Origin of the sequence: Actinacidiphila cocklensis, assembly GCF_907177275.1 — a bacterium.
Lineage (GTDB): Bacteria > Actinomycetota > Actinomycetes > Streptomycetales > Streptomycetaceae > Actinacidiphila > Actinacidiphila cocklensis.
Map to the genome: position 1 here is coordinate 163,827 of NZ_CAJSLV010000103.1, position 26,428 is coordinate 190,254.

General features: G+C 68.3%; 25 protein-coding genes and 3 pseudogenes. 15 read left to right on the plus strand and 13 right to left on the minus strand.

The features are described from left to right. Positions 1 to 13: 13 nt before the first annotated feature. Both NFU81_RS35920 and NFU81_RS35925 read left to right on the plus strand, forming a co-directional pair. Complete coding sequence (locus NFU81_RS35920; protein ID WP_251499876.1) at positions 14 to 2,794, plus strand: ATP-binding protein; 2,781 nt, start codon at positions 14 to 16, stop codon at positions 2,792 to 2,794. A gap of 257 nt (positions 2,795 to 3,051) precedes the next feature. Next, positions 3,052 to 3,618: a CYTH domain-containing protein gene (locus NFU81_RS35925; protein ID WP_251499877.1), complete on the plus strand. Its 567-nt coding sequence runs from the start codon at positions 3,052 to 3,054 to the stop codon at positions 3,616 to 3,618. 1,089 nt (positions 3,619 to 4,707) lie between these two features. On the opposite strand, the gene NFU81_RS35930 is transcribed toward NFU81_RS35925, so the two are convergent. Next, positions 4,708 to 5,319: a TetR/AcrR family transcriptional regulator gene (locus tag NFU81_RS35930; protein WP_251499880.1), complete on the minus strand. Its 612-nt coding sequence runs from the start codon at positions 5,317 to 5,319 to the stop codon at positions 4,708 to 4,710. 145 nt (positions 5,320 to 5,464) lie between these two features. Here NFU81_RS35930 and NFU81_RS35935 point away from each other — a divergent pair, with 145 nt between their 5' ends. Genes NFU81_RS35935 through NFU81_RS35945 form a run of 3 tightly spaced genes read left to right on the plus strand, consistent with a single transcriptional unit; the run spans position 5,465 to position 7,783 of the window. After that, positions 5,465 to 6,199, plus strand: coding sequence for an SDR family NAD(P)-dependent oxidoreductase (locus tag NFU81_RS35935; RefSeq protein ID WP_251499882.1), 735 nt, complete (start codon positions 5,465 to 5,467; stop codon positions 6,197 to 6,199). Between the two features lie 35 nt (positions 6,200 to 6,234). Beyond that, positions 6,235 to 6,858: an NADPH-dependent F420 reductase gene (locus tag NFU81_RS35940; RefSeq protein ID WP_251499885.1), complete on the plus strand. Its 624-nt coding sequence runs from the start codon at positions 6,235 to 6,237 to the stop codon at positions 6,856 to 6,858. A gap of 34 nt (positions 6,859 to 6,892) precedes the next feature. Further along, the gene (locus NFU81_RS35945) at positions 6,893 to 7,783 is read left to right on the plus strand and encodes a TIGR03619 family F420-dependent LLM class oxidoreductase (RefSeq protein WP_251499887.1); all 891 of its coding nucleotides are present in this window, start codon (positions 6,893 to 6,895) and stop codon (positions 7,781 to 7,783) included. A gap of 723 nt (positions 7,784 to 8,506) precedes the next feature. On the opposite strand, the gene NFU81_RS35950 is transcribed toward NFU81_RS35945, so the two are convergent. Then, positions 8,507 to 9,445 carry a LysR family transcriptional regulator gene (locus tag NFU81_RS35950; protein WP_251499890.1) on the minus strand — a complete coding sequence of 313 codons (939 nt, stop codon included), beginning with the start codon at positions 9,443 to 9,445 and terminating at the stop codon, positions 8,507 to 8,509. A 134-nt stretch (positions 9,446 to 9,579) separates the two neighbouring features. Here NFU81_RS35950 and NFU81_RS35955 point away from each other — a divergent pair, with 134 nt between their 5' ends. The 4 genes and pseudogenes from NFU81_RS35955 to NFU81_RS41525 all read left to right on the plus strand — a co-directional run. Beyond that, positions 9,580 to 10,512, plus strand: a complete 933-nt coding sequence (locus tag NFU81_RS35955; RefSeq protein WP_251500144.1) for an NAD-dependent epimerase/dehydratase family protein — start codon at positions 9,580 to 9,582, stop codon at positions 10,510 to 10,512. Positions 10,513 to 10,563: 51 nt separating this feature from the next. Further along, positions 10,564 to 11,058 carry an SRPBCC domain-containing protein gene (locus tag NFU81_RS35960; protein WP_251499892.1) on the plus strand — a complete coding sequence of 165 codons (495 nt, stop codon included), beginning with the start codon at positions 10,564 to 10,566 and terminating at the stop codon, positions 11,056 to 11,058. 249 nt (positions 11,059 to 11,307) lie between these two features. Beyond that, on the plus strand, positions 11,308 to 11,811 hold the full coding sequence (locus tag NFU81_RS35965; RefSeq protein ID WP_251499895.1) for an SRPBCC domain-containing protein: 504 nt from the start codon (positions 11,308 to 11,310) through the stop codon (positions 11,809 to 11,811). Between the two features lie 204 nt (positions 11,812 to 12,015). Beyond that, positions 12,016 to 12,129, plus strand: a pseudogene (locus NFU81_RS41525) (IS630 family transposase); the annotation flags it as partial. Positions 12,130 to 12,170: 41 nt separating this feature from the next. Here NFU81_RS41525 and NFU81_RS35970 read toward each other — a convergent pair. Beyond that, a pseudogene (locus NFU81_RS35970) lies at positions 12,171 to 13,229 on the minus strand (ISAs1 family transposase); the annotation flags it as partial. Next, positions 13,226 to 13,810, minus strand: coding sequence for a TetR/AcrR family transcriptional regulator (locus tag NFU81_RS35975; RefSeq protein WP_251499898.1), 585 nt, complete (start codon positions 13,808 to 13,810; stop codon positions 13,226 to 13,228). The gene NFU81_RS35975 and the pseudogene NFU81_RS35970, both read right to left, overlap by 4 nt. Positions 13,811 to 13,895: 85 nt before the next feature. On the opposite strand from NFU81_RS35975, the gene NFU81_RS35980 reads away from it, so the two are divergent. Then, a complete protein-coding gene (locus NFU81_RS35980) occupies positions 13,896 to 14,795 on the plus strand; it encodes an alpha/beta fold hydrolase (RefSeq protein ID WP_251499900.1) in 900 nt (299 codons plus the stop codon). A 68-nt stretch (positions 14,796 to 14,863) separates the two neighbouring features. Here the strand turns inward: NFU81_RS35980 and NFU81_RS35985 are convergent, their stop codons facing one another. The 5 genes from NFU81_RS35985 to NFU81_RS36005 form a co-directional block, all read right to left on the minus strand. After that, positions 14,864 to 15,124, minus strand: coding sequence for a hypothetical protein (locus NFU81_RS35985; RefSeq protein ID WP_251499903.1), 261 nt, complete (start codon positions 15,122 to 15,124; stop codon positions 14,864 to 14,866). Between the two features lie 543 nt (positions 15,125 to 15,667). Further along, positions 15,668 to 16,156 carry a cupin domain-containing protein gene (locus NFU81_RS35990; protein ID WP_251499906.1) on the minus strand — a complete coding sequence of 163 codons (489 nt, stop codon included), beginning with the start codon at positions 16,154 to 16,156 and terminating at the stop codon, positions 15,668 to 15,670. Positions 16,157 to 16,568: 412 nt separating this feature from the next. Beyond that, positions 16,569 to 17,207, minus strand: coding sequence for an NADPH-dependent F420 reductase (locus tag NFU81_RS35995; protein WP_251499908.1), 639 nt, complete (start codon positions 17,205 to 17,207; stop codon positions 16,569 to 16,571). Between the two features lie 90 nt (positions 17,208 to 17,297). Further along, positions 17,298 to 17,882 (minus strand): YceI family protein, encoded by a 585-nt coding sequence (locus NFU81_RS36000; protein ID WP_251499911.1) that lies wholly within the window; start codon positions 17,880 to 17,882, stop codon positions 17,298 to 17,300. Between the two features lie 220 nt (positions 17,883 to 18,102). Continuing rightward, on the minus strand, positions 18,103 to 18,735 hold the full coding sequence (locus tag NFU81_RS36005) for an FMN-dependent NADH-azoreductase (protein ID WP_251499913.1): 633 nt from the start codon (positions 18,733 to 18,735) through the stop codon (positions 18,103 to 18,105). Between the two features lie 144 nt (positions 18,736 to 18,879). On the opposite strand from NFU81_RS36005, the gene NFU81_RS36010 reads away from it, so the two are divergent. Continuing rightward, positions 18,880 to 19,509 (plus strand): TetR/AcrR family transcriptional regulator, encoded by a 630-nt coding sequence (locus NFU81_RS36010; RefSeq protein ID WP_251499916.1) that lies wholly within the window; start codon positions 18,880 to 18,882, stop codon positions 19,507 to 19,509. A 58-nt stretch (positions 19,510 to 19,567) separates the two neighbouring features. Further along, positions 19,568 to 19,881 (plus strand): annotated as a pseudogene (locus tag NFU81_RS36015) (transposase); the annotation flags it as partial. 57 nt (positions 19,882 to 19,938) lie between these two features. Here the strand turns inward: NFU81_RS36015 and NFU81_RS36020 are convergent. Further along, positions 19,939 to 20,877, minus strand: a complete 939-nt coding sequence (locus NFU81_RS36020; protein ID WP_251499919.1) for an NADP-dependent oxidoreductase — start codon at positions 20,875 to 20,877, stop codon at positions 19,939 to 19,941. Positions 20,878 to 20,894: 17 nt separating this feature from the next. Next, positions 20,895 to 21,344, minus strand: coding sequence for a MarR family winged helix-turn-helix transcriptional regulator (locus NFU81_RS36025; RefSeq protein WP_251499921.1), 450 nt, complete (start codon positions 21,342 to 21,344; stop codon positions 20,895 to 20,897). Between the two features lie 97 nt (positions 21,345 to 21,441). Between NFU81_RS36025 and NFU81_RS36030 the strand changes: the two genes are divergently transcribed. Together NFU81_RS36030 and NFU81_RS36035 are read left to right on the plus strand one after the other, a co-directional pair. Next, positions 21,442 to 22,329, plus strand: a complete 888-nt coding sequence (locus NFU81_RS36030) for an alpha/beta hydrolase (RefSeq protein ID WP_251499924.1) — start codon at positions 21,442 to 21,444, stop codon at positions 22,327 to 22,329. 22 nt (positions 22,330 to 22,351) lie between these two features. Beyond that, positions 22,352 to 23,071 (plus strand): SDR family oxidoreductase, encoded by a 720-nt coding sequence (locus NFU81_RS36035; RefSeq protein WP_251499927.1) that lies wholly within the window; start codon positions 22,352 to 22,354, stop codon positions 23,069 to 23,071. 77 nt (positions 23,072 to 23,148) lie between these two features. Here NFU81_RS36035 and NFU81_RS36040 read toward each other — a convergent pair whose 3' ends face one another. Both NFU81_RS36040 and NFU81_RS36045 read right to left on the minus strand, forming a co-directional pair. Further along, positions 23,149 to 23,541: a Rossmann-fold NAD(P)-binding domain-containing protein gene (locus tag NFU81_RS36040; protein ID WP_251499929.1), complete on the minus strand. Its 393-nt coding sequence runs from the start codon at positions 23,539 to 23,541 to the stop codon at positions 23,149 to 23,151. 216 nt (positions 23,542 to 23,757) lie between these two features. Then, the gene (locus NFU81_RS36045; protein WP_251499932.1) at positions 23,758 to 25,209 is read right to left on the minus strand and encodes a M1 family metallopeptidase; all 1,452 of its coding nucleotides are present in this window, start codon (positions 25,207 to 25,209) and stop codon (positions 23,758 to 23,760) included. Between the two features lie 305 nt (positions 25,210 to 25,514). Here NFU81_RS36045 and NFU81_RS36050 point away from each other — a divergent pair, with 305 nt between their 5' ends. Next, entirely contained in the window at positions 25,515 to 26,405 is an 891-nt protein-coding gene (locus NFU81_RS36050; RefSeq protein ID WP_251499935.1) for a hypothetical protein, read from the plus strand. Positions 26,406 to 26,428: the final 23 nt, after the last annotated feature.

The following is a 26,428-nucleotide window of genomic DNA, read 5'->3' on the forward strand; positions in this document are numbered from 1 at the left end:
GGATGATCGTTGCGTGAGCACAACCAATGGCTGGCGTCTCGTCGGGCGCGACGACGAGCTGCGATCCCTGTTCGGGTACCTGAACGAGGTCAATTCCGGGGGGCGCGCGATCGGGCTGTTCGGAGAACCCGGGGTGGGCAAGAGCGCTTTGCAGGCAGAGGTCGTGGAGCACGCACGGTCCGCCGGATTCACCGTGCTCACCGCACGGGGCAGTCAGTCCGAGACGCGCCTCCCGTTCGCCGGCCTCCATCAGCTGCTGCGGCCCCTGTTGCCCCGCGTCGACCGACTTCCGGCCGTGCAGCGCGACGCCCTCTTGGCCTGCTTCGCAATGACCGACTCGATCGAGGTGCAGCCGTTCTTCACATCCTTGGCGGTTCTGGAGCTGCTCGTCGACTCGGCGGGAGACACGCCGGTCCTCGTGTGTCTCGACGACGTCCACTGGATGGACCAGCCGTCGATCGACGTATTGGCCTTCGTCAGCCGTCGCATCTCCGGCGAGCGGGTGATCGTGCTGTGCACATCGCGACCCGAGTCGCTGCCGTTCGCTGACGCCCACACGATCGAGTGGGTGGAGCTGGAAGGCATCGACGAAGCCGCATCGGCAGCGTTGCTGGACGCGCGGGCGCCGCAGCTGGTTTCGACCGTTCGCGATCGCGTGCTGCGGGAGGCCCGCGGCAATCCGCTCGCCTTGCTCGAGTTCGCCAGCGCGCTGGAGTCGGGGCGGTACGCGTGGACCGAGTTCGACGAGGACCTGCCCATGACCGCACGCCTGGAACGCACGTTCGCCACGCGTGCTGAGCACCTCGTCCCGGCCGCGCGCGCGGTTCTGACCATTGCCGCGGTCGACGACGGCGACGACCTCAACGATGTCCTCGCGGCCGCGGGGATCCTGTTCGGTTCGCCGGTCGACCTCGTCATGGCGCAGCCGGCCTTCGAGCACGGGCTCTTGACCGTGCTCGGCGAGCGGTACCGAATCGCCCACCCGCTGGTCGGTTCGGCCCTTCGGCAGGGCATGCCGCCGGCCACCCGCCTGCAGGCGCACGCGGCGCTCGCGCGCGTCCTGGCCGATCAACCGGACCGCGCGACGTGGCACCGGGCCTCCTCGGTGTCAGGACGCGACGAGCGCATCGCGGCCGAGTTGGAACGGGCGGCCGCGAACGCCCAGCGCCGTGGCGCGGTCGCCTCGGCGGCCGCGTGGCTCGAGCGAGCGGCTGCGCTGAGTCCGGACCCGCAGTCACAGGCCGCGCGTCTGCTCAGCACAGCGGAACTCAGTTATCAGCTGGGCCGGTTCCGCCAGGTCGAGCAGATCAAGGCGCAGGTCACGGGGATGACGCTCCGGCCCCGGGATCAGTCGAGGCTGGCCGGGCTCCAGGGCGTCTTCCACGACGGCTCCACAGGTGAGCCTGCGGAAGTACGTCACCTCGTCGGCCTGGCGCAGCACGCCATGGGCGCACAGGATGTCGACCTTGCCATGCAGCTGCTGGTCGGCGCGGCCCGGAGGGCGTGGTGGCGCGATCCCGGTGCGCTGGTGCGGCACGAGATCGTCCGGGCCGCCCAGCAGGTGAACCTGCCGGCCCGCGACCCCAGGCTGCTGGCCATTTACGCCCTTTCCCAGTCCGACGAGCACAGACCGGTGGTCATCGAGCAGCTCGCGCTGTGGCCGGCAGACGCCGGCGGCCGGCCGGATCTGGCCGGCATGCTGGGCATCGCCGCGTTTTGCACGGGCGATTTCCGCCATGCCGTCGCCTTCCTGTCCACACCCGTCCAGGAGCTCCGCGCGCAAGGCCGCATGAGTCTGCTTGCCGAGGCGCTGGCGATACGGGCCTGGGCCGAGGTCTACCTGGGGGTATTCGACGCGGCACGCTCGGCCGACGAGGCCATGCGGCTCGCGGACGAGACGGGGCAGTCACTGTGGGCTGCCACCGCACGCATCGCCGTGGCGTTGATCGATGCGGTCCGCGGAGGCCGGGACACGCGTCAGGATCTGCTCTTGGAGGCCGAACACGTGGCGCTGCGGACCCCGAATGCCGCGTCGTCCCTGCTGGCCGGCGTACAACTAACCCGTGGCATCACCGAGTTGTGCGCAAATCAGCACGAGCGGGCGTACGGCGAGCTGCGTCGGGTGTTCGCGCCCACCGACCCCGCGTTCCAGCGGATGCAACAGGTATGGGCACTCAGCTACTTGGCTGACGCCGCCGTCCGCGCCAATCACCGGGCCGAGGCGAGATCCATGTTGACCTCCATCGAACAGATTGCGGGTGCTTGCCCTTCTACGGGTTCGGTCATCGCCCTGGAGTACTCCAGAGCGGTGCTGGCCGACCGCGCCTCGGCCGAGTCGCTCTTCCAGGCAGCCCTGGCCGGCGCGGCCGGCGAGCTGCCCTGGCATCGGGCTCGCATTGAGCTGGCTCACGGCTCGTGGCTGCGCCGGCAACGACGCATCGTCGAGTCCCGTGGACCGCTGCGGGCGGCGAGGGCCACCTTCGACAGCGTAGGTGCTCGCGCGTGGGCGCAGCGAGCCGATCAGGAGCTCCGTGCGACGGGCGAGCGCGGGTGGCAGCCGACGTCAAGCCCGCGCGAGCTGCTTTCGCCGCAGGAAATCCAGATCGCCGAGCTGGCCGCGCAGGGTCTGTCCAACCGCGAGATAGGTCAGCGTCTGTTCCTGTCGCACCGGACGGTCAGCTCGCACCTGTACCGCGTTTTCCCAAAACTCGGCATCGCCTCCCGCAATCAGCTGGCTGCCGCGCTGGCCGACCACGGCGATCAGTCCTCGCCGCGGCCGCCTTCGGTCGGTTGACGCCGCTGCTCTGGCGGGGGTCGTCCCGACCAGGCCCGCAGCACCGCACTCTTCCAACTCGCCACCGAGATCCCCGCCGCGATCCTCGCCTGCACGCTGGGCATCCACACCGACGTCGCCGTCGCCTGGCAACGGCTCTCCGCCGTCGACTGGGCCACCCACGCCGCCGAGATCAGCCAGCGGGCGAGGTCGACGTGACCTTCCAGAAAGGCAACTGAAATGCGCTGGCAGGGAGAAGCCGCTGAGAAGCTGTCTTCATGATGGACAAAGCCGGCGGGGCTCAAGGTCAGACGGTTCGCCCGGGAAAGTACGCGCACGTCGAGCGGGAGCGGCGGTTCTTGCTGGCTGAAGCGCCGGCGCTGTCAGCGGTGACGGTCACCCGGATGATCAACGACCGGTATCTGGTCGGGACGCGCCTGCGTCTGCGACGCGCAGAGCGGTCAGACGGCGGCTGCGAGCTCAAGCTCACCCAGAAGGTGCCGGTCGCTCGGCCGGGAGCAGTTCAGGGACTGATCACGAATACGTACTTGTCGTCGGCCGAGTACGACCTGCTTGCTTCCCTGCCGGCCGCAGTGCTGTCCAAGACGCGTTTCAGCGTGCCCCCCTTGGGCGTTGACGTCTTCGACGGTCCGCTGCAGGGCTTGGTCCTGGCGGAGGCCGAGTTCACCACCGATGAGGAGGCCCAGTCCTTCGTGCCCCCTCCAGAGTGCGTGGCAGAGGTGACCGACGACGCCCGCTTCACCGGAGGCCGCCTTGTCGAGACCTCCCGCCCGGACCTGCTCCGATGGCTGGCTGAGTACAGGCTCCGACCAGCGACTCCCTAGCAGCCGAAGCCTCTGGTGCCAGGCATTCGGGCAGTTCCAATACCTGACGTCACCATGAAGCGTCCTCCCCCAGGTCGGCAAGAGCGCCGCCGAGGCCACCGCCAAACTCGTTCCGCTTCAGCGCAGGGCCGAGGCGGAGCAGGCCCGGAAGGCCGCCAAGGAGGCGAAGGAAGCCCAGGCCAAGGCCGAGGAGAAGGCCAAGCGGAAGAAGCCCAGAACCTGGATCCAAAAGCGCTCCGCTCACGCATCGCTCACTCAAGCCGTTCACCGCCATCCGAGCGGCCGGACGTAGCGTGCCCCGGAAAAGGAAAAGCCCCAGGTCACGGCGAGTGAGTCCTGAGGTCTTCCGGAGCCGCCTTCGGGATTCGAACCCCGGGACCTACGCATTACGAGTACGCGAACGATCATGTCGCATGGCTCCGGCTGCTGCCGCCTGGTGCTGTTCTGCCTGGTCAGAATGCCTGCCTCAGGTTGAGGCGTAGCACCCCGTCCCGCCCCGTCCAAAGGCGTCCGCGCTCCCCTTGCGCTCCCCACACCACCTCCCGATGGGCTGAAGCCCGCACCGCACAGTGTGAGACGGGGGCTCGCTGTCCGAATAAAGGGACGTGGCTGTGATGTTCTGGACCGTCGATCACCCGCCCACAGGCACTCCAATCCTTGAGCACGCCGATGGATTGTGGGGTGTTGACAACGCGCCGAGCTGCAACTGCGGTGCGTTCCGCGCTGCATCACCACGAGCCGCTCGGCGATCTCCCGCAGGCTCGCCGCAGCGTAATATCCCTGGCTTACCCGGTACCGGGCCGCCACGTGCGCAGCGCCTGCCGCCGCCCCGATCGTCTCGTCCGAGTTGTCCGGCAGAGCGCTGAGGCCGTTCAGCCCTACGGCAGCGTGCGGCGCCCGCAGTTGCCAGGCCGACCACGTCGGCGAGTCCTCGGGGGTCGCCGGTCTCCCCGGCGGCTTCTGCTCCGGCCTTCAGCAGGCGGGCGGCCAGTTCCGCAAGAGCCGGCAGGTGCGGGCCACGTGCCGGGCGGCTGGTGTCGCGTACCAGCGGGTGCAGCCGCGCGTCCAGCCCGGCCGCGGAGTGCCAGGTTAACTCGATACTTCCTCCCGTCGCCGGTCATCGCCAGCTGTGGCGGGGATGGCGTTGTCGATGAGGACGGCGGCGATGGCGGCGGCGGCGGGGAAGGCGTCGGCGTTGAGGACCCGGGTGCGGGCCGCGGCGCCGTCGATGAGCAGCGCGAGCTGCTCGCCGAGCTGTTCGGGGTCGGCGGCGCCGGCTTCGCGGGCGGTGTCGGCGAGCCGCCCGGCGACGGCTTTCTTGTAGTCGCGCGCGTACTGGGACGCGGGGTGCTGGGGGTCGTGGAGTTCGACGGCGGCGGCGATGTAGGGGCACAGCGGGGTGGTGGGGGGGATGTCGAAGGCGGCGAGGAGCCGTTCGCGGGGCGTGAGGTCGGTGCGGTCGAACACGCCGGACAGAACGGAAGGGTCGAATTGGCGCAGGTACTCGGCGACGATTTCGTCCTTGCCGGTGAAGTGCTGGTAGGCCGTGCGCTTGGACACCTCGGCGGACGCGCAGAGCTCGTTCATGCCGGTGCGGTTGATGCCCTGCTCGCGGAAAAGCTGCTCGGACGCGCTGAGGATGCGCTCGCGCGCGCCCCGGCCGCGGCGGCGGCCCGTGGGGCCCTTCTCCAACTCCGTCATGGACCCAGCGTACCGCAAGCGGGTAACGACTGGTGTACATAGCTTGCGCCCCGGTCGCGCACCCCATACGGTAAGTACACAAGATGGTGTACATAACACTGTCGTCCCCAGGTGCACCCGGCACCACCGACCCAAGGGAGCGACCATGGGAAAGCTCGACGGCAAGGTAGCGGTCATCACCGGCGGCACCACCGGCATGGCACTGGCCGGCGCGAAGCTGTTCGTCGACGAGGGAGCGCATGTCTTCATCACCGGCCGCCGCCAGGACGCCCTGGACGCGGCCGTGAAGCAGATCGGCCGCAACGTCACCGGCGTCCAGGGCGACGCCGCCGACCTGGACGACCTGGACCGCCTGTACGACACCGTCAAGCGGGAGAAGGGAAGCCTCGACGTGCTGTGGGCCAGCGCCGGCGGCGGCGAGCCCGCCCCGCTCGGCGAGGTCACCGAGGCCCAGTTCGACACCTGGTTCGGGCTCAACGCCCGCGGCACCCTGTTCACCGTCCAGAAGGCCCTCCCGCTCCTCAACGACGGCGGCTCCATCCTCATGACCGGCTCCAACGCCTCCCTCGGAGCCTTCCCCGGCTGGAGCGTCTACGCCGGCAGCAAGGCCGTCCAGCAGGCCTGGGCCCGCGTCTGGCTCAACGAACTCAAGGACCGCCGCATCCGCGTCAACGTCCTGACCCCGGGCCAGGTCGCCACCGCCAAGCAGGAAGAACTCTTCGACGAGGCCACCAGGCGCCAGTTCGAGTCCCTCATCCCCCGCGGCCAGATGGGCCGCCCCGACGAAATCGCCACTGCCGCCCTCTTCCTCGCCTCCGACGACTCCAGCTACGTCAACGGCATGGAACTCGTCGCCGACGGCGGCACCACCGCCATCTGAACCGAGCAACGCACACAACGAGGACAGGACATCCCATGGGCAACATCAGCATCATCGGCACCGGGAACATGGCCCGCACCATCGGCGCGCGGGCGGTAGCGGGCGGCAACACCGTCGAGGTCATCGGCCGCGATCAGTCCAAGGCCGCCGACCTGGCCAAGGCCCTCGGCAGCGGCGCCAAGACCGGAGAATGGGGCACCGCCCCGGCCGGAGACATCGTCATCATGGCCCTGCTGCACAACGCCGTCGTGCCCGTCGTCGCCCACTACGGAGACGCCCTCGCGGGCAAGGTCGTCGTCGACATCAGCAACCCCTTCAACTCCACGTTCGACGGGCTGGCCCACCGCGAGGAGACCTCGATCGCGCAGGAAGTCGCCAAGGCCGCCCCGGCCGGCACCGCCGTAGTGAAGGCGTTCAACACCGTCTTCCGGCACGTCCTGGAGAAGGGCCGGCCCGACGTCTTCCTCGCCGGCGACAATGCGCAGGCCAAGGCAAGCGTCGAGGCGTTCGTCAAGAGCCTCGGGCTACGCCCGCTGGACGTCGGCCCCCTCAAAATGGCCCACTGGCTGGAAGGAGCGGGCGTGGTCACGGTGAGCCTCGCCAACCACGGTGTGGGGAACTTCGACTTCGCCCTCAGCATCACCGAGCTTCCCGTCTGAGCAAACGGTTGACGGATCACCGAAAGGACTCGCCATGAAGCTTGGCTTCACACTTCCCATAATCGGGCCCGCTATCAGCAGCGCAGCTGGCCTGAGCGCGTTCTGCCGCAGGATCGAGGACCTTGGCTACGACACCCTGTGGGTCGGCGATCGCCTGGTCCAGCCGGTCGATATGCATAGCACCTATCCGGGCAGAGAACAGCCGTACCCGCCGCAGATGAAGCGTTACCTCGACCCTGTGCTGCTGTGGACCGTCGCCGCGACGGCGACCAGCCGGGTGCGGCTGAATGCCAGCACGCTCAGCACCTTCTACTACGAGCCGCCGCACCTGGCCCGGATGCTGACCACGCTCGACGTGCTGAGCGACGGCCGTCTCGAGGTCGGCGTGGGCCTCGGGTGGATGAAGGACGAGCACGACATCTCCCGCAGCGCGGACTGGAGCCGGCGCGGGCGGATGCTCGATGACCTGCTGGCGTTCCTGCACGAGTGGTGGACGGCCAACCCGGTGTCCTGGGACAGCGAGTTCTTCTCGCTGCCGCCGGTCCACGCCGACCTGCGCCCGGTGCAGGCAGGTGGGCCGCCCATCTGGATCGGCGGCGCCAGCGAGGCCGCGATGCGCCGGGTCGGCCGCAGCGCCACCGGCTGGCTCGGGATCGATTTTCTGCCGGACGAGGTCGCGGACCAGTTGTGGTCGCTCGCGCGCCAGGCGGCGCAGGAGGCCGGCCGCGATCCCGACGCGCTGAAGAAGGCCATACGTATCAACCTCGAACCGGGCACGTCCGTTGATGCGCTGGCCGACAAGCTCAAACGCTTCGCGGAGTCCGGTGCGGACGAGGCGTTCGTGGACGCCTTCGCACTGTTCTCCGGCCTTGACGAGATGCTTGACTTCGCCGGCGAGGTGATCGCGCGCACCGGTCGGTTGTGACCACCCAAGAGCCGGACGACCAAGGACATCCTCGCCTGCTCGTTCGCCGAGAACGCGGTGCTGAACAGCCCGCTCGGCGATGAGCCGCCCCACCCACGGCCCCCGCACCCACCCGGTGTGGCGGCCGCCCACACCCCACTCCCGGCCCAGCAGCAGCCCGGAGCACTCGCCCGCTCAAGCCGCCAGAACGTCGGGGCGCGCGCCCCAATCGCCTCTACGGGCGTTCTCCCGCGCGGAGGGCGAACTGTTCAATACACACAACGAACCAAGCGCGTAACCCCTGACCAACGCATTGCATACGTAGGTCCACGCAGCCCGATCTGCCCCCTTGGTCGTAGAGGTAGAAGTACACGGTGCCTGCCCCCGCGCTCGACACCGTCTCCATATCCGCCAACCGGCGATCTCGCATCAGTCGGCAGTTCTGAGGACGAAGCCGGGACCGCGCTCCTGGCCTGCGGACCGCCGCCGTGCGCGCCTGATTGCCGCCGACCGTGCGGAGCCGCCCAGGCGCGCCGAGTCGTGGGACGGCGATGCCACACGGCTCGTCTGCGTCGTCGGGCAGGGCACCGATGCGCCCTCCGGGCGGTCGCCGCAGCAACGTCGGCCCGTGCGGGCGTCGATGCGCCCAGGTCTGGCCTTCGCAGAGTCGATGGGTGCTGACGCCGCCCCCCTGTTGGTCGCCGGCGAACGACCTGGTCGCCTACCGCCTCGGCGGGGCGATCCTCAGGAGGACGGTCGCGCCTTCGCGGGAGTCGAGTTGTCCCCTCCGAGTTGAGTTCGCACGTCGCGGGGCACGTGCACGCCGTGCCTGCGCATGTTGGCGATGAACCGCGCGGCGAGCGGGTCGAGTGTGGTTGGGGTGACCGCCACCAGTTGCCTGACCCAGTGTGGTGAGAACGATCGGACCGCGCCCGGGAAACCGGCGCTGATCGCGCTCACCGGGCATACGGCGACCCCTAGGCCGGCGGCCGCGAGTTGCGGGGCTGCGACAGTCACCGATGTCCTCATCACAGGCTCCGGGCGGACTCCGGCCTTGGTGAGGGACCGGTCAAGCCACGTACTGAGGCCGTTGTCCGGAGCGAAGTGGACAAGGCGCACCCCATCAAGGTCCTGTACGCGGACGACGGGCTGTCGGGCGATGGGGTGATCCGTTGGTGCCGCAAGCACAATTTCCTCGTCGGCGACCACGGTGGCCGTGAAGCGGTCGGGCACCGGAGCGGGCATCAGCACCACGTCCGCTTCGTCGGCGTCGATGAAGCCGTGAAGCTCTTCTGCCGACGTGGATTCACGCAATGTGATCGTCACCTTGGGGTGACGGTGGTGCCACTCGCGAACGACCGGGGCGAGTACGGAGACGAGGCTCTGCGCGCAGGCCAACCGCAGCGATCCCCCGGTCGCCTCGCCGGCTGCGCGGGCCGACTGGACCGCGGCGGCAGCCGCCTCGATCGCTCGTCTGGCATCCGCGACGGCGGCGCGCCCAGCGGGAGTGAGCTTGACTCCCCTGGGTTCGCGGCGGAGCAGCACCATTCCTACCTCGCGTTCCAGCGCCGCGAGCTGGTGAGAGACCGCCGGCTGCGACGAATGAAGCAGCCGTGCCGCATGTGTGACCGACCCGGAGTCCGCGACCGCGACAAGGCACTCCAGCGCCCGAAGAGAAGGCATGCGAAAATTTTATCGCAGTCCGTCCAACTATGAATCTTTTCGAGGGAATGGCTCGTGGCTGGAGACCGCTCCACCCCGTGAGTCCTTCTCGCCCGAAGCAGGCGAGGAGGCCGGTCTCGACGGAGGAGAGTTTCATGGCACGAGCATTCGTCACGGGCGGCTCGGGGTTCATCGGCAAGGTACTGGTACGCAGGCTCCTGCAGGAGGGGCACTCGGTGGCTGTTCTGGTCCGCAGTGAGGCATCGGCCGCGAAGGTGTCGGCACTGGGCGCCGAGCCCGTGCGGGGCGAGCTGACCGACCCGACCACGTGGCGCAACGGTGTGACGGGCAGTGATGTGGTGTTCCACCTCGCTGCGGAGACGGACGTCACCGCTGATCGTGAGCGCCACGAGTTTGTGACGGTCCGCGGTACCCAGGCAGCCGTCGATGCGGCCCGCCACGCGCAGGTTCCCCGGTTCGTCCACTGCGGGAGCGAAGCCGCGCTCCTCGCCGGTGACCCGCTCGTGGACGTCGACGAGACCGCGCCGCTGCGACCCGACTCGGAAGCCGCTTACTGTGCGGTGAAGGCCGTGGCCGAGAAGATCGTGCTCAACGCGAACACCGCGGACTTCGCCACGGTGTCGATTCGCCCGAGGTTCGTCTGGGGTCCCGACAGCTTCCTCGTCGAAGGCTTGGCGGCGGCGGCGAAGGCCGGGCAATTCGCCTGGATCGGCGGAGGCCGACACACAACTGACATCACGTTCGTCGAGAACGCCGTCGAGGGACTCATGCTCGGATGGCGGCGCGGCCGACCAGGTCAGGCCTACTTCGTCACCGACCGGCACCGTGTCACCCTTCGCGAGTTCCTGGAGACCCAGTTCGAGATCCATGGCGTCGGTGTCCCGATCCCCGACCTGGACGCCGAGACCGCCGCCCGCGAAGTCCCCGTTCCCGTTCGGTGGTTCCTCGGGCAGCAGTGCACTCTGCGGACGGACAAGGCCGTGGCCGAACTCGGATACGAGCCCGTTGTCTCGCACGCCACCGGCCTGGAGGCCGTCAGGAACTCGGTGGGTGTCAGCCACGCGTGAAGCGCCGTCCACGTTCAACCGGCATACGTCAAGAGTCATCTGGAGATTTCTGTGTTTGAAGCGATAAATTGGCCGGAAGCTCTGGCCCCCAATCGCTCCCCGATCCACTTCACCAACGACCTCGAGATCGAGGCCTCTCCTGAAACGATCTGGTCCCTGCTCGTGGACCCCCGAACCTGGCCCACCTTCTACCCGGGCGTCGAACATGTCCAGCTGCTTGACGGCCATGAATCGCTGCACCTCGGAACTCGATTCGAAACCACCCTGGCCGGCCAGGACGTTTTCGCATCCGTACAGGAATTTCAACCTGTGACGCGTATCGCCTGGGGTGGTTACCCCAGGGCATCGGAAGCATCCAGGGCCTACCACGCTTGGATCATCACACCTACGCCGAGGGGGAGCCACCTCTGGACCGAGGAGACGATGCAGGGCCCGCTCTGGATCGAATTGGCGAAGCAGGATCCTGAAGTCTTCTGGCGCACACACGAGAACCTTCTCGCGGCGCTCGCCAAGGTAGCGGCCGAGGGTGACAATCGCGCCGGCTGACTCGCGGGTACAGCGTGCTGCCGAAGGCGGGAGTCCATACGCAGTACCAGCGGGGGACGGTCTTCCCGCGACATCTCCAGGGGCGCCCCCGCCGCGGACCGCCCACAGCCTCACGTCGAACCACAGCGATCAACTTCTCGAAGCGACCTGAGCTCTGCCGGGTGAACGGGCTGTCCGTCCAAACACCTCAGACAGCAGTTGGCGCATTGAAGCGTTCTCTCCAACCCGTTCGGGCAGGAAAAACAACGGATGTACGACAAGGTGAATTGGCCCCAGCGGTACGACCCGAAAACGTCGGCTCTCTACGCGCTCAACGATATCGACGTGAAGGCGCCGCCTGAAGTGGTGTGGAAGCTGCTCGTCGAGGCCGAGAACTGGTCGAGCTACTTTCCTCCCGAAGATCAGGTCAAGATCCTGGGCGATGAGACGGTACTGGAGCTCGGAACCACGTACAGCCGGGTGACGGTGGGATTTCCCATGACTCTCGACGTGACGGAGTACGAGCCCTTCACCAGGCTCTCGTGGGAGACGACGGTCGACGGCGACGAAACCGGTTCGAGCGCGTACCACGGCTGGGTGATCACGCCCACGAGAAATGGTTGTCACGTGCTGACCGAGGAAACGCAGCAGGGCCCCTTCTTCCTCGAGGAACTCGGCCACAAGCATCCCGGCGCGCTCTACCGCTATCACCAGGACTGGGTCGAACGTCTCGCCCGTGCCGCAGAAGCTGAGGTCGCGAAACCCGCGGCCTGACACGCATACATACGCGGGCGTGAGCGAGGCCCTGACCTCGGGTATTCAAGGAGGGGGCTGCCTGATCGGTGGTCAGGCAAGCGAAAGGTGCCTCTGACCGGCAAGAATGAGGACTGTCGAAGTCCTTCTTCCTGCCACCGTCGGAGGCACTTCCCAGGCCGAGCCGACTTCGTAGCAGGTGCCCGGGGCCTGGTGACAGGAGTCATGCGGTGTGCGCATGGGGGCGGCCTGACGCCCGGGGAGCGGGAGAAGCGGGAACGGCTTCGGCTGGAGGCAGCCGGGTGGTTCGCACGCGGGGACAGGTTCCGCAGCGTGGCCATGGCGCGGGGTGCGGTGCCGGTGCGCACTCGCGAGGCGTCCTCGCTATAGGTGACGTCTCTGACGTGGTGCAGGGCCTCAACCGACCAGTGGTTCTGCACGAGTTGGGCGAGTTGCGTCGGGCGGGCCTGCTCGGGCGACAGGCTGGTGACCGCGTAGACGGTCTTCGTCTGGACCTTGCCGGTCCTGCGGTGGGTGCGGCGGCGCTTGATCTCCATGGCCTGGACGGCCTGCGGGAAGAGCAGGCCGGGCTGGACGGTGCAGACCTTCAGGCGGCGGACCTCTCGGCGGCCGTGCCCGGCCCCAGCGGTGCGGGCCTGCAGCGGGATCTCCCGCCAGGGCAGGCGCCGCAACCACTTACGCAGCTTCTTCTGGTTTCCCTTGACGACCAGGAGGTAGTGGCCGCCGGCAGTGATGACGTGCTAGGCGTGGGGGCGCTGGGTGTGCATCGCATCGGCGGTGACGACGACGCCGCGCAGGTCGAGCCGGTCCAGCAGTGGGGCGAAGGCGGGGATCTCGTTGCTCTTCGCGGCGACTTGACGCTGGGCGATCACGGTCTGGCAGCCGTGCAGCGCGGCGGCGAGCAGGTGGACGGCCATGCCGTCGGTGCGGAATCCACGCACAGTCTTGCCGTCGACGGCCAGGCCGATCAGTGTCTCGCCGGGTTCGTCCACCGGGTCGGCGGCGTACCGGGCGAGCCAGGCGCCCACGGCGTCGTCCAAGGCGTCGCCGTCCAGACGAGCGAGGAGTCGTCCCAGTGTGGAGGCGTTCGGTGTGCTGGAGGCGAGCCCGAGCTGTTCGCGCAGGCTGGAGTCGGTATCGGCGGCGAAGCGGGCGATGGTGGCCAGGGACCTGGCTCCGCCGAGCATGGCGACCAGACACAGCGCGAGCAGGGAGCCCAGGTGGTAGCGACGGCCGCGGAACCGGCGGGGATCGGGTATCCGGCTCAACGTCTCCGCCAGGGAGGTGAACTGCTGCGGTTCCGGATCCGGGCAGGCGGAGTCGATGCCCTGGCAGTGGCGCTGCAGGACACCGCTCAGGAAGGATGGCACGCGAACGCAACCCCTGTTCTGATCAAAGGCTTCGAGAACCTTGATCATCGGCGCAGCGCCCGCGCGAGCGCGTCGACGGTCACACCGACGATCGCCCGGAGTTGCTCCGGGCTCGACCCGGCCCTACCCATCACCGCGAGAGACTGGTTCACGGCCGCTACGTGTACGGCGAAGTCCTCGGCGTTCTCGTCGGACATTCCGCCAGCCTTCAGCGCGGTGCGCAGGCGCGGGCGCTGTAGGCCAAACAACTCTTTGACATGCTCTGCGACACTTGGGCTCAGCGTCGGACTCGCCATGACCGACTGGGCCATCAGGCATCCGTCGGGCACGGCGGGGTCGGCGATGCGCCCCAGGGTGACATCGAAGAACGCACGGACGGCGGCGACGGGGTCCTCGGCCGCGCACGAGAGGGCGGCGTCGAACTTGTCGCCGTAGCGCGTGGCGTAGCGATCCAGGCAGCGAAGGAAGAGCGCGTCCTTGTCGCCGAGCGAGGAGTAGATCGAGCTGCGGTTCAGGCCGGTCGCCCGGGACAGGTCGTTGAGCGAGGTGTCGGCGTAGCCGGAGCGCCAGAACTGGATCATCGCGGCGTCGAGCGCCGTGTCCATGTCGAACTGCTTCTTGCCTGCCATGCAGTCCATCCTCCCATCTTGGACTGATCAGTTCAAGACGTGCTAGCGTCGAATCACGGTCCACCCGCCTTGATGGAGGATTCCCATGACCAACCCCGTCCCCGCCCTGCCTCTGCATGACCTGGCCGGATTCACGCACCGCTGGGTCGACGCCGACGGCGTCCGCCTGCACGCCGTCGAAGGCGGTCGGCCGGACGGGCCGGCCGTCGTCCTGCTCACCGGGTTCCCGCAGACGTGGTGGGCCTGGCGAAAGGTCATGCCTGCTCTCGCCGATCGGTTCCGGGTCATAGCGATCGACCGGCCGGGCCAAGGCAATTCCGAGCATCCGGAGCTCAGCTACGACACGCACACGGTCGCCGAGCACATCCAGGCCGCTGTGAACGCTCTCGGCGTGCGGGACTACTGGCTCGCCGGGCACGACATCGGCGCCTGGGTCGCCTTCTCCCTCGCCCTGAACTACGAGAGCCGACTGCACGGGGTCGCGCTGCTCGACGCCGGAATTCCCGGTATCACCATGCCGGAAGCGATCCCTCTCGACCCGACTCTGGCGTTCAAGACCTGGCACTTCGCGTTCCACGTGGTGCCCGATCTTCCCGAGACGCTGATAGCCGGCCACGAGCGGGAGTACATCAGCTGGTTCCTGAAGACCAAGTCCCTCGCGCCCGACGCTTTCGAGGAAGCAGAGCTCGACCACTACGGCGCGGCCCTCGCCGTCGATGGCGCCTTGCGCGCCGGCCTCGCCTACTACCGCGATGCCGCCGAGTCCGCGCGCAAGAACCACGCGGCGCTCGAGCAACGGCGACTGACCGCGCCCGTCCTCGGAATCTCCAGCAGCCACGGCTCGATCCCGGATATGGCGGCCTCCATCAGCCCGTGGGCCGAGAACGTGACCGGCGTCATCGTGCCCGACGCCGGTCACTACATCCCCGAGGAGCAGCCCGAGGCCGTCGCCGCCGCCCTCACCGACTTCTTCAGCGGCCGTTAAGTGCTCTAGCAGGAGGGCGATCCCCATTGCCGTCGGGGGCCCGTCAGTTACGGGCCCGCCCCGCGCGCCTACGGACGTGCCGTGAACCGCCCGTCGCCCCGCTTGTGCGGACAGCCCCGGGCGGCGAGCTTGGTCATCTTCGCCCGCAAAGGTTCCAGCTTGCCGTGTACCGAGGCGTCCAGCCCAAGCCGCGCGCCGACCGCCCTGACCTGCACCGGGCCGCCCGCCTCCCGCATGATCGCCAGGATCTTGCGGTAGTCGCCGGGCAGCCCGCCCTCGTCGGCCGCGTCGCCGCGGTGCGGGATGAGCAGGACTGCCCGCCCGGCCACCTTCGCCGATGCCGGAGCGACAGCCCGGCGTCGACCCGGGCCTGCTCGGCCAGGCGCTTCAACACTCCGCTCCGCGATCGCCAGTTCGTGCCGCTCGGCCTGCCTCCTGGAGTGGCTTGCCCAACTCCGCGGCGAGAGCGTCCAGTTCACTCCGGTGGGCGGTGATCCGCTGCCGCTCCTGCATCCCCGCGCCTCCGCGTTCTCACGGTGTGCCGACCTGCTGACGGATCGTAGGCGGGGGTCGGTCGTGGGCGCAGCCGAACCCGGCATCCCGCCAGAACCGGACCTGCCCGATGATCTACACCATGGTCATCGGCCGCCGACCGCCACGAGTACCCAACTCGCCATTCACGCCAGACCCGTGACCTGAGACTTCACGATGCACACCACTCAAGGGCGAATCGGGCAAACCGTCCGCAGCGACGCGTACACACGCGATCAGTTTATCTCGCTGGCTGAGAACGCATCAGCCCTGCAGCACAATCCCAGGCGCGGAGGGATTGTTAAGGCTCGTCGATATTGTGGGTGGGTGCTCTCGTTGATTTACTGCAGCGGGGGCCCGACATGCTCGGTATCGTACTTGACCGCAAGCGCCTCGATGCGCGAGTCATTGTCATTGATGACCCCGCCATTTTCCTGAGCGAGTGCGGCGATTTCGTAGAACAGCCCGTCCGGGCCGGCGGGCGCGAACATGACCAGGAACCTCGCCCGCTCGCGTCCGACCACCCGGGGCGCGTGGGCCGTTCCGCGCGGCACCATGACGAGCGTGCCAGGCCTGGCGCTTACCCGCTGGTCGCCGATCTGGAAGTCCATCTGGCCCTGGAGGACATAGAAAAGCTCCTCGCTGCTGTGATGGATATGAAGAGGGGGCCCGAAGCCGGGCTCCGCCGTCCCCTCCATCACGGCGATGGAGCCTGAGCCCTGGTCGGCGGTGACCTTGCCAACCAGGTTGGGGATCAGCAGGCCGTCGCCGGGGATCGGCAGGCCGTCGCCGGCCGGTAGGACGATCGCCCCATTTGGCAGGTAGCTCACGAGGTTCCCTTCTGAACGGAAGCGGACTTTACGTGCACCGCAAACGGACTATTGCCCGCTTGCTTGCGTCTCCGGAGGTGTTTTGGCTGAGCAGTTGACCATTGTCCTTCTTGGTCGGGTCTATCCGCAGCCGCTTCGGGTGGCTGCGGAAAGACTTAATTTCCAGTTCAGTATCAGGGTTCACCTAGTGTCTCGTGATCCCGTTTGAGGACGTTCACACTGGAGAAGGTGCCACGGCGGATGGACTGCCGGGTGATAATGCCGGACCAGGTCTCTATCTGGTTGATCCACGATGACCCGAAGGGAGTGAAATGAAATTGGATGTGGAGTTCTTCTCCGCCGCGAGCGCCACAGATCGCGGCTGGGTGGCCGATGTCGGCGTCTTCAGTGCGGATGGAGAAGGTGCGTATGGTCAGTCGCGGACGGTGAGGCCGATGGAGAAGCTGCTGCTGTGGACGGCCTTGCCGAACATGGCGCGCATCAACAACACGCTCGTTCCTTCGAGCCAACGAGCGCTCTTCAGGTCGCCGACGTCGAGCGGGCGCAGCGCGAGGGTCTCGACGAACAACGACACGCGCGCCTTGGCCTCGGCGTCGTCGCCAGCGATGAACACGTCCAGCGGGCGGGGATCCTCGGGCGTGTAGGCGGCCAGCACGTGGCCGAAGACGGTGTTGAACGCCTTGACGACGTGCGCTCCCGGGGGAGCGCACTTGGCGATCTCCTGCGCAGCGGAACTGCCCTCTGGTGTAACCAGTCCCGTCAGGTCGGGATTGAACGGGTTGGTGATGTCGACGATCACCTTGCCCGACAGGGCGCTTCCGAACTGGCGCAGGACCGGTGCGGCGTGGGCGTAGGGCACGGCGAGGATGACGATGTCGCCGGCCGGAGCCGCGCCGATCGTCCCTGCCGTGGCGCCGCCGATCACCGCGGCCAGAGCGTCGGCCTTGGAAGCGTCGCGGCCGAGGACCTCGACCGCGTTGCCGCCCGCGAGTGCGCGGCTGCCCAGGGCGCGGGCCATGTTCCCCGTCCCGATGATGCTGATCCTGCCCATGGTGTGTGCTCTCCTTCTTCTTCTCGATCTTTCGGTGTTCCTCGCTGGCGCCGGGTCAGGCGCACGGTCGAGGGATGGGCCGCGTTCAGTTCACGCGGTGAAGCGCAGGTCGAGGTTGATGACGGCCGGGCCCTTCATCATGCCGAGAGGGTTCTTGAGCCCGAACTGCGCCGGATCGATCGTGACGGCGCCGCGCAGCACGACCGCATCGGTGCCCTGCTTCTTGAAACTCACCGGGTAACTCAGCCTCCTGCTGGTCCCGCGAACGGTGAGCTTGCCCTCGACGTCGGCGGTACTCGAGCCTGTGGGCGTGATGCGTTCGGCGTCGAAGGTGATCTTCGGGAACGACTCGGCGTCGAGCATTTCCTTGCTGCGCAGGTGGTTGTCGCGCTTCGTGTGCTTCGAGTCGAGCGAGGCGACCTCGATGACGAGGCCGCCCCCGGCGGTGCCGTCCGCATCGACGGTGCCCCTGCCCTGTACCGAGCCGAAGACGCCGTTGACGGCCGTCAGACCCCAGAACGTCCTTCGCTGGAAGCCGACCATGCTGCGTACCGGGTCGAGTGTGTAGTGGCCGGATGTGATCTGGGTGGTGGACATCTGGACTCCGTTCGGTCGGGCGCCACAGTCCGACGCCGCGCTTTGGTGTTTGTCTTCTGATTCCTCGATCGCCGCCACGCTTGACGGCGGGTAAGGGCGAGCGGGTCGAGAGCTCAATCAAGGTCGGGAGGGAGCTGGGTACCGAGGTCCTTGAGGCCGTCCAGGGCGAGGCTGACGCCGACGACGGCGTTGCGCTCGATCGCGGTCAACTCGGCTTCCCACAGGTCGGCGAGGGATCCGCCTCAGGCACGCGAGCGGTCTCCGTCCTTGTGCGGGGTCCCTGTGCCGTCGGCTCGGTTCAGGTGGTGGCGATGCCGGTGCCGACCTTGTCGGCTTCCTCGAGAGCCCTGGTGCGCAGCTCGGCGGCCAGATCGCGCAGGCTTTCCATGCCGGGGGTGGTTGCCGCGAGGGTGAGTTCGCGCTCGATGACGGTCAGGTCGGCCTCCCAGACGTCGGCGAGGATGCGCCTGAGGTAGGGGGTGGAGTGGTCCCAGCCATCGCGCGGGGTGCCCGGGCCGTAGCCGCCGCCGCGCACGGTGACCAGCACTGTCGGCTTGCCCTTCAGGACGGGCGTGGTCGGTCCGGCGGCGGCGATCACCAGGTCGACCCACGTCTTGACGTGCTGGGAGACGCCGAAGTTGTAAAACGGCACGGCCAGGATGACGACATCGGCCGACGCCAGCTCCTCGACGAGGTCCCTGGCGTTCGCGAGCGCCTCACGCTGGGCGGGGGTGCGCTCCGATTCGGGCGTGAAGCCGGCGACGGTGGCGCTCGCCCAGATGTGCGCCGGCAGCGGGTCGGCGCCCAGGTGGCGGCGCACCACCTTCTCGCCGGGATGCGCTGCCGTCCACCTCGCCTCGACTACGTCGGCGATCTCCGCGCTGGCGGAGGCCGCGGGCAGGATGCTGGCATCGAGTCGGAACAGGGTCATGGTTGAACTCCTTGGTCGATCTTGCCTGCGCATGGGGCGACGCAGGTCGCGAAGCGGGCTTGGCGCCTCGCACCATCACAAGCGGACTTTACCCCAAACGGACTTCACCCCGGATAGTATTCCGCTCGGGTAGGGTGTGTGACCGTGAACGCCTTCCGCCTGCCCGTCGGTCCTCCGAGTGCCGAGCGTGCCGACGCCGCCCGCAACCGCGAACACCTGCTGAAGGTCGCCCGCGAGATGATCTCCGAAAGCGGCGTGAGACGGCTCACCATGGACGCACTGGCCGAGCGGGCCCAACTGGGCAAGGGAACTGTCTTCCGGCGTTTCGGCAGCCGAGCCGGGATCTTCGCCGCATTGCTCGACGACGCCGACCGCACGTTCCAGCAGCAGGTGCTCTACGGGCCGCCGCCACTGGGTCCCGGCGCCGACGTGACCGCACGGCTGGTCGCCTACGGCCGCGCGCGCATCGAATTCCTGCTCGAGCATCATGCAATCGAGCGCGCCGCACTTGATCGCAACCAGCAGGTGACCATCGCCGCGGGCGGGATGTCGACCACCCACATCCGGATGCTCCTCGGGCAAGCCCGGCGCGAAGGCCTCCTGCACACCGCCGATATCGACAGCCTGGCAATGCAGCTCGCCGCAGCCCTCGAGGGACCCTTCGTGATGTACCTGGCGCCCGAGGAGAACGCCACCGCAGGTCCGGCACGCCGAGCAGTCGCGCTGGCTGACAGCTGGGAGTCACTTGTCGAACAAGTCTTGAAGGTTCAATGAGCGACTCAGTGAACCTGTAAGGGCTTGCCGAGCGCGGTACCTCGGCGGCGCCGGTCGCGTCCTGAGTTCCTTGACCTGCAAGGTTGTCCAGCAGCTGGCCGCCCACATCGCGGACCTCGCCCAGCTCCTGACGCCTCGCGAAGGAAATGCCGACGGGCTCTCACGCTGGATCGTCCAGGTCCGCGCAGTAGGTCTGCCTCATCTGCACTCCTTCGCCCGCGGCCTGGACCGTGACGCCGTGATCGCCGCGCTCACGCTTCCGTACAGCAACGGCCCATCGAAGGCGTCAATACGAAGACCAAGCGGATCGCGCGCCAGATGCACGGACGGGCGGACTTCACCCTTCTTCGCCACCGCATCCTCCCCGGATAGCGGCACGTTCCGTCACCACCGAAAGAGAGACAGGGCCGTTGACTGGACACACCCCGACTAGGGAATGAGCGCGATCTTGCCGTGGGTGTGGCGCTGCTCCAGGGCGGTGAAGGCGTTGCGGACGCGGTGGAGGGGGTAGGTGGCGGCAATGGGAATCTCGATGCGGCCGCTCGCGGCGTGGGCGGCCATCTCGGTGAGAACCTCGCGGGTGGAGCCGTCTGCACTGCCCGCGTTCCTGGTGCCGTACTGGGCGGCCTTCTCGAAGGCGATGATCGTTTCGATACGCTCGGGCGGGATGCCTAGGTCGACGGCGAGTTGGACGTACTGGGGTCCGAACAGGTCGATGAAGGCGTCGATGCCGTCTGGGGCGGCGGTGGCCAGGTTCGCGGCGAGGTGGTCGCCGTAGGGGATCGGAACGGCACCGTGGGCTGTCAGCCAGGGTGCGCGGCTGGGCGAGGCGATGGCCAGGACACGGACGCCGCGCAGGGCGAGGAGTTGGACGACGATGCTGCCGACCCCGCCGGCGGCGGCGGAGACGGCGACTGCCTCGCCCGGCCTGGGGTCGACCGCGTCGACGGCCGCCCAGGCGGTGCAGGCGGCGACGTAGAGGCTGCCGGCGACGGGCCAGCTGAGCTCCCCGGGCTTGCGGATCAGCTGGGCGGCCGGAACCACGGCGTGCGTGGCATGGCTTGAGCGCTGCCAGGAGTAGCCGAGGACCTCGTCGCCGGGCGCGAATTCAGCGACATCTCTGCCTGTTTCGAGGACCGTGCCGGCTAGGTCACTGCCCTGCCCCGAGGGGAAGGCGGCGGGGAACCGCTCGTGCAGGGCGCCGCTGCGGATGGCGGTCTCGCCCGGGTTGATGCCCGCGGCCCTGACCTCGACCAGGACTTCGTCGGCGGCGGGGCGAGGGACAGGGATGTCGGCGATGTAGAGGACGTCGCGATCCCCGTAGCGGTCGAAGCGGACGGCGCGGGCGTGTCCGGGTGCGGCAGTCATGAGTGTTCCTCCTCGGGTCAGGGGTTGCGCATGGTGTCGGCCCGGTGGGGCGTGGCGGTACGCAGTGCGGTGAGCGCCGTCGCCAGGTGGCCCAGTCGCGCCGCGGTGAGCGGGGCCGCGATGCGCCCGGCGAGTTCCTCGTCGAATATCCGGCCGGCGTCACGGGTCAGCGTGCTGCCGGCTTCCGTGAGCCGGATGATCGACGAGCGGCGGTCGGCAGGGTTGGGCCGGCGTGCGCACAGGCCGGTCTTCTCCAGCCGGTCGACCGCCTGGCTTGCGCCGCCGATCGTGATCGACAGGGCCGCGGCGATCTCGTTGACCCGGCAGTTGTCGGTGCGTTCGACGACGAGCATCACATTGAAGCTGCCCAGTGAGAGGTCTGCCTCGCGGCGGAGCCGGGCGTCGATCTCGTTCCACAGGTCGGTCTCGAAGCGCACCAGGTCGTCGAACACCTGTCGCAGATCCATGTTGCCTCCAGTTGCCATATGCATTAGCTCTGATTAGATTAGCACTAATGCACTCTACCCCGCGGCCCCCTCGCGGCCGTTCCGGAAGGCAACACCCTTGAGCCAGCAGCAGCGCGATACCGTCGCCCAGATCCTGCGCAACGCCCCCGTCGACCTCGGCGGCGAGGTGACCGAGCAGCGGGAGTTGTTCGCCAAGATGGTCGCCGCGAACCCCGTCCCGGACGGAGTCCGCATCGAATCCCTCTCCCTGGACGGCATACCCGCCCTGAGCATCGAACCCCAGGCCACCACGCCGGACAGCACCGTCCTGTACTTCCACGGCGGCTGCTTCGTGGTCGGCTCGGCGCGGGCCTCGGCGGGCCTGGCGGCCAACCTGGCCCGCAAGACCGGAGCCCGGGTCATCTCCGTCGACTACCGCCTCGCCCCCGAGCACCCCTACCCCGCGGCCCTGGACGACGCCCTGACCGCCTACCGCGCGCTCCTCGGCGGTGAACACGGCACCGCGCCCATCGCCGTGGCCGGCGAGTCGGCCGGCGCCAACCTCGCCACCGCGCTCATACTCGCCGCCCGCGGCCTGGGCGACCTGCCCCAGCCCGCCTGCGCGGTCCTCTTCTCCCCCTGGGCCGACCTCACCGTGCCCCACCTCCCCCAGGACGCCGGACTCGACCCCGTGATCAACGCCGGCGCGCTGCGCACCCGCGCGGTCGACTACCTCGCCGGCGCCGATCCCCGCGATGGGCTGCTCAGTCCCGTCCACGCCGATCTGACCGGCCTTCCTCCGATGCTTATCCAGGCGGGCTCGGAGGAGTACCTCCTCGACGACGCGGTCCGGCTCGCCGCCCGCGCTGCCGCAGACCACGTCCCCGTCACCCTCGACGTCACCCCCCGTGTCCTCCACGTCTTCCAGGCGTTCGCCGCGCTTCTCGAGGAAGGCGAGGACGCCCTCACCCGCGCCGCCGCGTTCCTGCACACCCACACCCACTGACCACCGACAAGGACCCGCTCGCATGGACCTCACCGACAGAGTCGTCCTGATCACCGGCGCCTCCTCGGGCATCGGCGCCGCCACCGCCCGCGCCGCCGCCGACGCCGGCGCCCGCGTGGTGCTGGCCGCCCGGCGTACCGAACGGATCAACGCCCTCGCCGGCGACCTGCCCCACGCCCTCCCTGTCACCTGCGACGTGACCGACCCCAGCCAGATCCGTGCCGCGGTCGGGGCAGGAGTGGACCACTTCGGCCGCCTCGACGCCCTGGTCAACAACGCCGGCCAGGGCCTGCACCTGCCTCTGGAGGACGTCGACCCCGACGACTTCCGCGCCGTCCTGGACCTCAACGTGATCGCCCCGCTGGTGGCGATGCAGGCGGTGCTGCCCGTCATGCGCGCGCAAGGAGGAGGCGCCATCGTCAACGTCAGCTCCGCCACCACCCAGATGGTCCTGCCAGGACTCGGTGCCTACGCGGCCGGCAAGGCCGCCCTGAACCAGCTCTCCGCCACCGCGCGCACGGAACTGGCCGCAGACGGCATCAGGGTCTCCACCGTCCTCCCCTTCGTCACCGCCACCGAGTTCCACCAGACCCTGCGCGCCGGAGCCGTCGTCCCCGCCGCCGCCGACTTCCCCGTACACACCGCGGAACAGGTCGCCGCCGCGATCCTCGACCTCATCCGTACCGGACAGGCCGAAACCAGCCTCCTAGCACCCGGCATCGGCAACCCGGAGCGCCCCTGACCGATCGCCCACGGTGCGGGAACGGGCGGGGAGGGGCGACGCCGAATCATGGGCGTCGCACGACGTGCTCCGGTACATTAGGCGTGCTTGATGCGCTGGCGGAGTTCGACCAGCCGGACCAGATTGGCGCCGTCTCCGGGGGAGCCGGCGAGGCCCTTCTCCTTCGCAAGCGCGATCAGGGTGGGGAGGAAGCCGGCACGATCGGTCGTGCTGTGCACGATGTTGGCGATCCGCACGACCGAAGACCACACTCCCTGCTCGGCGAGGCCGATGACGGCGGTTTCCACGACGTTGCGAACCCGCAGGGTGCCTTCGTACTCGTCGCCTGCGGGGAGGGCCGGGTCCCCCTCGGTGGCCGGTCGGCCCAGGTTCCCCGGCAAGCCTATGCTTCCCGCTGCGACCAGCGGCTTTCCGGTTCCCGCCAGTGCCTCGCCGTACGCGAGCATGATCGGGAGCTCCGCGGCGGCCACGGCGTCGATCCCGCCGGAGGGAAGCAGGTCCGGCCTGGGCGCGACGTGGATGACGCCGTCTGAGTCCCCGGCTGCCTCCTTGAGTCCGTCGAGATCACGGAGGTCGGGGACGGCGGGAGGTGACCCTCCGCGCAGCGGGCGGGCAGGGTCCTGAGCGGCGGCGCCTGGGAACCGCGGTCGACGAGGTGCTCACGGAGGTTCCTGTCGTCGTCCGGGTCAGGTCGCGGGGGTGGTGTGCCAGTCGGGATGGCCCGGCATCGGTGGGGTGACAGGGGAGTAGAGCCAGGAGTCGAGGAAGCCGGAGAGATCACGGCCGGCCACCTGGGAGGCGAGGCGGACGAAGTCGGCTGTGGTGGCCGAACTGTCCCGGTGCTTGAGCACCCAGTCGTGTTCGACGCGCTGGAACGCGCGGTCGCCGATCTCTTCGCGCAGCGCGTAGAGGACCAACGATCCCCCGTCGTAGATGTTGGGGCGGAAGAGGCTGAGCCCGACGCCGGGGGTCGGCGCCTTGGGCGCTGCCGGTGGGCCGCCGGCGGCCCGTACCGCGTCCGAGTCCTGGTAGGCGGCCAGCATGCGATGGTCCAGCGTGGGGCCGCCCCGCTGCTCGCCGTAGAGGGTCTCGTACCAGGTGGCGTGGCCCTCGTTGAGCCACACGTCCGCCCAGCGGTTCGGGGAGACGCTGTCGCCGAACCACTGGTGGGACAGTTCGTGGACCATCAGCGACTGGACGTACCATGCGGGCACGTCGGTTCGGGTGAAGAGGTTCTTTTCGAAGATCGGCAGGGTCTGGGTCTCCAGTTCCGCGCCGATGTGGGTGTCGGTGACCAGCAGCCCATAGGTCTCGAAGGGGAAGCTGACGCCGAGTTGTTTCTCCATCCAGCTGATCTGGCCAGGCGTCATCTCCAGCCAGGGTTCGAGCGCCGCGGCCTCCGATACTGGCACGACGTCGCGCATCGGCAGACCGCGCGGTCCCTGCCGGTGCAGGATCGTCGAGTCGCCGAGGGAGATCTGCATGAGGTCGGTGGCCATGGGGTGTTCGCCTCGGTACACCGATGTGGTGGTCGCGCCGTGCCGGGTGTGGGAAATGAGTACACCGTTGGCGGCCGCGGTGACATCGGCGGGCGCGGTGATCCGGTAGGTGAAGTAGGCCTTGTCCGACGGATGATCGTTGCTGGGGATCACCCGGTGCGCGGCATCGGGTTCGTTGAGTAGTTCGAGCCCGTCCGGGTTGGGGATCCAGCCACCCGTCATGCTGTTGCCTGTCGGGTCGTTCGAGTGGCTGATGCTGATCTGCAGATGCTGGCCAGCCCGTACGGGGTGGGCGGGGGTGAGCACCAGGTCCTCGCCGACCGTTGCGAAGGGCACCCGGCGGCCGTTGACCTCCACCCAGTGAACCGTGCCGTGGGTGTAGTCGAGGTTGATGGTGTGCAGCCGGGAGGTCGCCGTCGCGTCGATCCGCGTCACGGTGTCGACGGGGCTGGTGTTGTCCCCGCTGTAGGTGAGGGAGATGTCGTAGGAGCGGACGTCGTAGCCGAAGTTGCCCAGGTCGGGGAAGAGAGGGTCGCCGATTCCGGAGGCCGGGGGAGACCCGGGCAGGCCCGCGGCTATGAGCGCGATGGAAGCGGCTGCGAGCAGCCCAAGTTGCCCACCACGTAATATGTTTCGCATGGTTGCAGTGTGACAGACGTGTCGCCGTGGAGCCTGTCCGCCGGCACGAAGTGCCGGACGGCTCTTTGCGTTGGCCACGAGAGTTCCCACGACGATGTGCGACAGCTGGACGGCCTACCCGGTCTTGTGCGCGGGCAGGTCCTTTGTCTGGACAGTCACTCGTAAAATCGTCGGACCCGGGGGTCCCGGGTATGGCGGTGAGCTTGTCGCCGTCTGATGGCTCAAAGAACTTGGCCGCCCGGAACGCCGCGACGACTCGACCGCTAATGGGGATACGCGACTCGATCGCTGTGTAGGACAAGGTCATGTTCGCCCTGACCAATAGCGCCCTCATGGAACTGCGGCTGGCCAAGAACCTGCTGGACGAGCAACTGAAGAAAAAGAAGGCCGAGTACGCGAACGTCACTCAGTTCCTGCAAGCCTCCGACTTCGACTTCGTCGTCTGCCCGCGCTGCATGCAGCGCCTGGAGAACAGGCCCGTCCCCGCCGACCACTGCGTCGTGTGCCTGCAGCCTGATCCGCGCGACGCCGACGTCGACCCCGACGTCGTGCAGCAGACCCGCAGAGCGCTGGAGGAACAACTTCAGGACGCCAGCGCAGTCCAGGACGCCGACATGCAGGTCCTGCAACGTGCACAAGAGGCCGCCGAGCAGGCCGAATTCCGTGCCACCACCCTGCGCCGCCAGCTCGATGCGCTGACCCGGAACACAGTCGCACCCCGCTTCGAGGCGATCGCGCAGTCCAGCGCCCGAGTAGCCACGCTCAAAGCGACCATCGACGCAGTGGCACAGCTACGCGACTTCTGGACTCGCGCCCGCTCGATCAACCAGACCGTCCGCGACATCGCCGCCGAACGCAAGGAACTCACCGCGGCGTTCAAAGCCCGTACCGCAGACCTCCAGAGCCGACAGACCCTAGTCGCGGAACTCTGCACATCCTTCCGCACGATCCTCGAGGACTTTCAACCGCCATGGGAGGTGGAGTCAGCGGTCGTGGACCCCGACTCGTATCTGCCGGTCGTCACGACACGCAGTTCGAGAAAATCCAGGCGTCCGGCGGCGGCATCAGCGTGCGTCAACCTTGCCTACAGTCTGGCGCTCTTCGAGTTTGGCCTGACCCACCCTGACGTGCTGGTCCCCTCCTTCCTGATCATCGACTCCCCACGAAGGGTGTTCGGCAACAACCCCGAAGGCTAGGAAACCAGCCGCCGAATCTACAA

Excerpts from the sequence above, each read along its gene's own strand:
- NFU81_RS35925 (WP_251499877.1), top strand. The coding sequence starts at position 3,052 with ATGATGGACAAAGCCGGCGGGGCTCAAGGTCAGACGGTTCGCCCGGGA.
- NFU81_RS35930 (WP_251499880.1), bottom strand. The coding sequence starts at position 5,319 with ATGACGGAGTTGGAGAAGGGCCCCACGGGCCGCCGCCGCGGCCGGGGC.
- NFU81_RS35935 (WP_251499882.1), top strand. The coding sequence starts at position 5,465 with ATGGGAAAGCTCGACGGCAAGGTAGCGGTCATCACCGGCGGCACCACC.
- NFU81_RS35940 (WP_251499885.1), top strand. The coding sequence starts at position 6,235 with ATGGGCAACATCAGCATCATCGGCACCGGGAACATGGCCCGCACCATC.
- NFU81_RS35945 (WP_251499887.1), top strand. The coding sequence starts at position 6,893 with ATGAAGCTTGGCTTCACACTTCCCATAATCGGGCCCGCTATCAGCAGC.
- NFU81_RS35950 (WP_251499890.1), bottom strand. The coding sequence starts at position 9,445 with ATGCCTTCTCTTCGGGCGCTGGAGTGCCTTGTCGCGGTCGCGGACTCC.
- NFU81_RS35955 (WP_251500144.1), top strand. The coding sequence starts at position 9,580 with ATGGCACGAGCATTCGTCACGGGCGGCTCGGGGTTCATCGGCAAGGTA.
- NFU81_RS35965 (WP_251499895.1), top strand. The coding sequence starts at position 11,308 with ATGTACGACAAGGTGAATTGGCCCCAGCGGTACGACCCGAAAACGTCG.
- NFU81_RS35975 (WP_251499898.1), bottom strand. The coding sequence starts at position 13,810 with ATGGCAGGCAAGAAGCAGTTCGACATGGACACGGCGCTCGACGCCGCG.
- NFU81_RS35980 (WP_251499900.1), top strand. The coding sequence starts at position 13,896 with ATGACCAACCCCGTCCCCGCCCTGCCTCTGCATGACCTGGCCGGATTC.
- NFU81_RS35995 (WP_251499908.1), bottom strand. The coding sequence starts at position 17,207 with ATGGGCAGGATCAGCATCATCGGGACGGGGAACATGGCCCGCGCCCTG.
- NFU81_RS36005 (WP_251499913.1), bottom strand. The coding sequence starts at position 18,735 with ATGACCCTGTTCCGACTCGATGCCAGCATCCTGCCCGCGGCCTCCGCC.
- NFU81_RS36020 (WP_251499919.1), bottom strand. The coding sequence starts at position 20,877 with ATGACTGCCGCACCCGGACACGCCCGCGCCGTCCGCTTCGACCGCTAC.
- NFU81_RS36025 (WP_251499921.1), bottom strand. The coding sequence starts at position 21,344 with ATGGATCTGCGACAGGTGTTCGACGACCTGGTGCGCTTCGAGACCGAC.
- NFU81_RS36035 (WP_251499927.1), top strand. The coding sequence starts at position 22,352 with ATGGACCTCACCGACAGAGTCGTCCTGATCACCGGCGCCTCCTCGGGC.
- NFU81_RS36045 (WP_251499932.1), bottom strand. The coding sequence starts at position 25,209 with ATGCGAAACATATTACGTGGTGGGCAACTTGGGCTGCTCGCAGCCGCT.
- NFU81_RS36050 (WP_251499935.1), top strand. The coding sequence starts at position 25,515 with ATGTTCGCCCTGACCAATAGCGCCCTCATGGAACTGCGGCTGGCCAAG.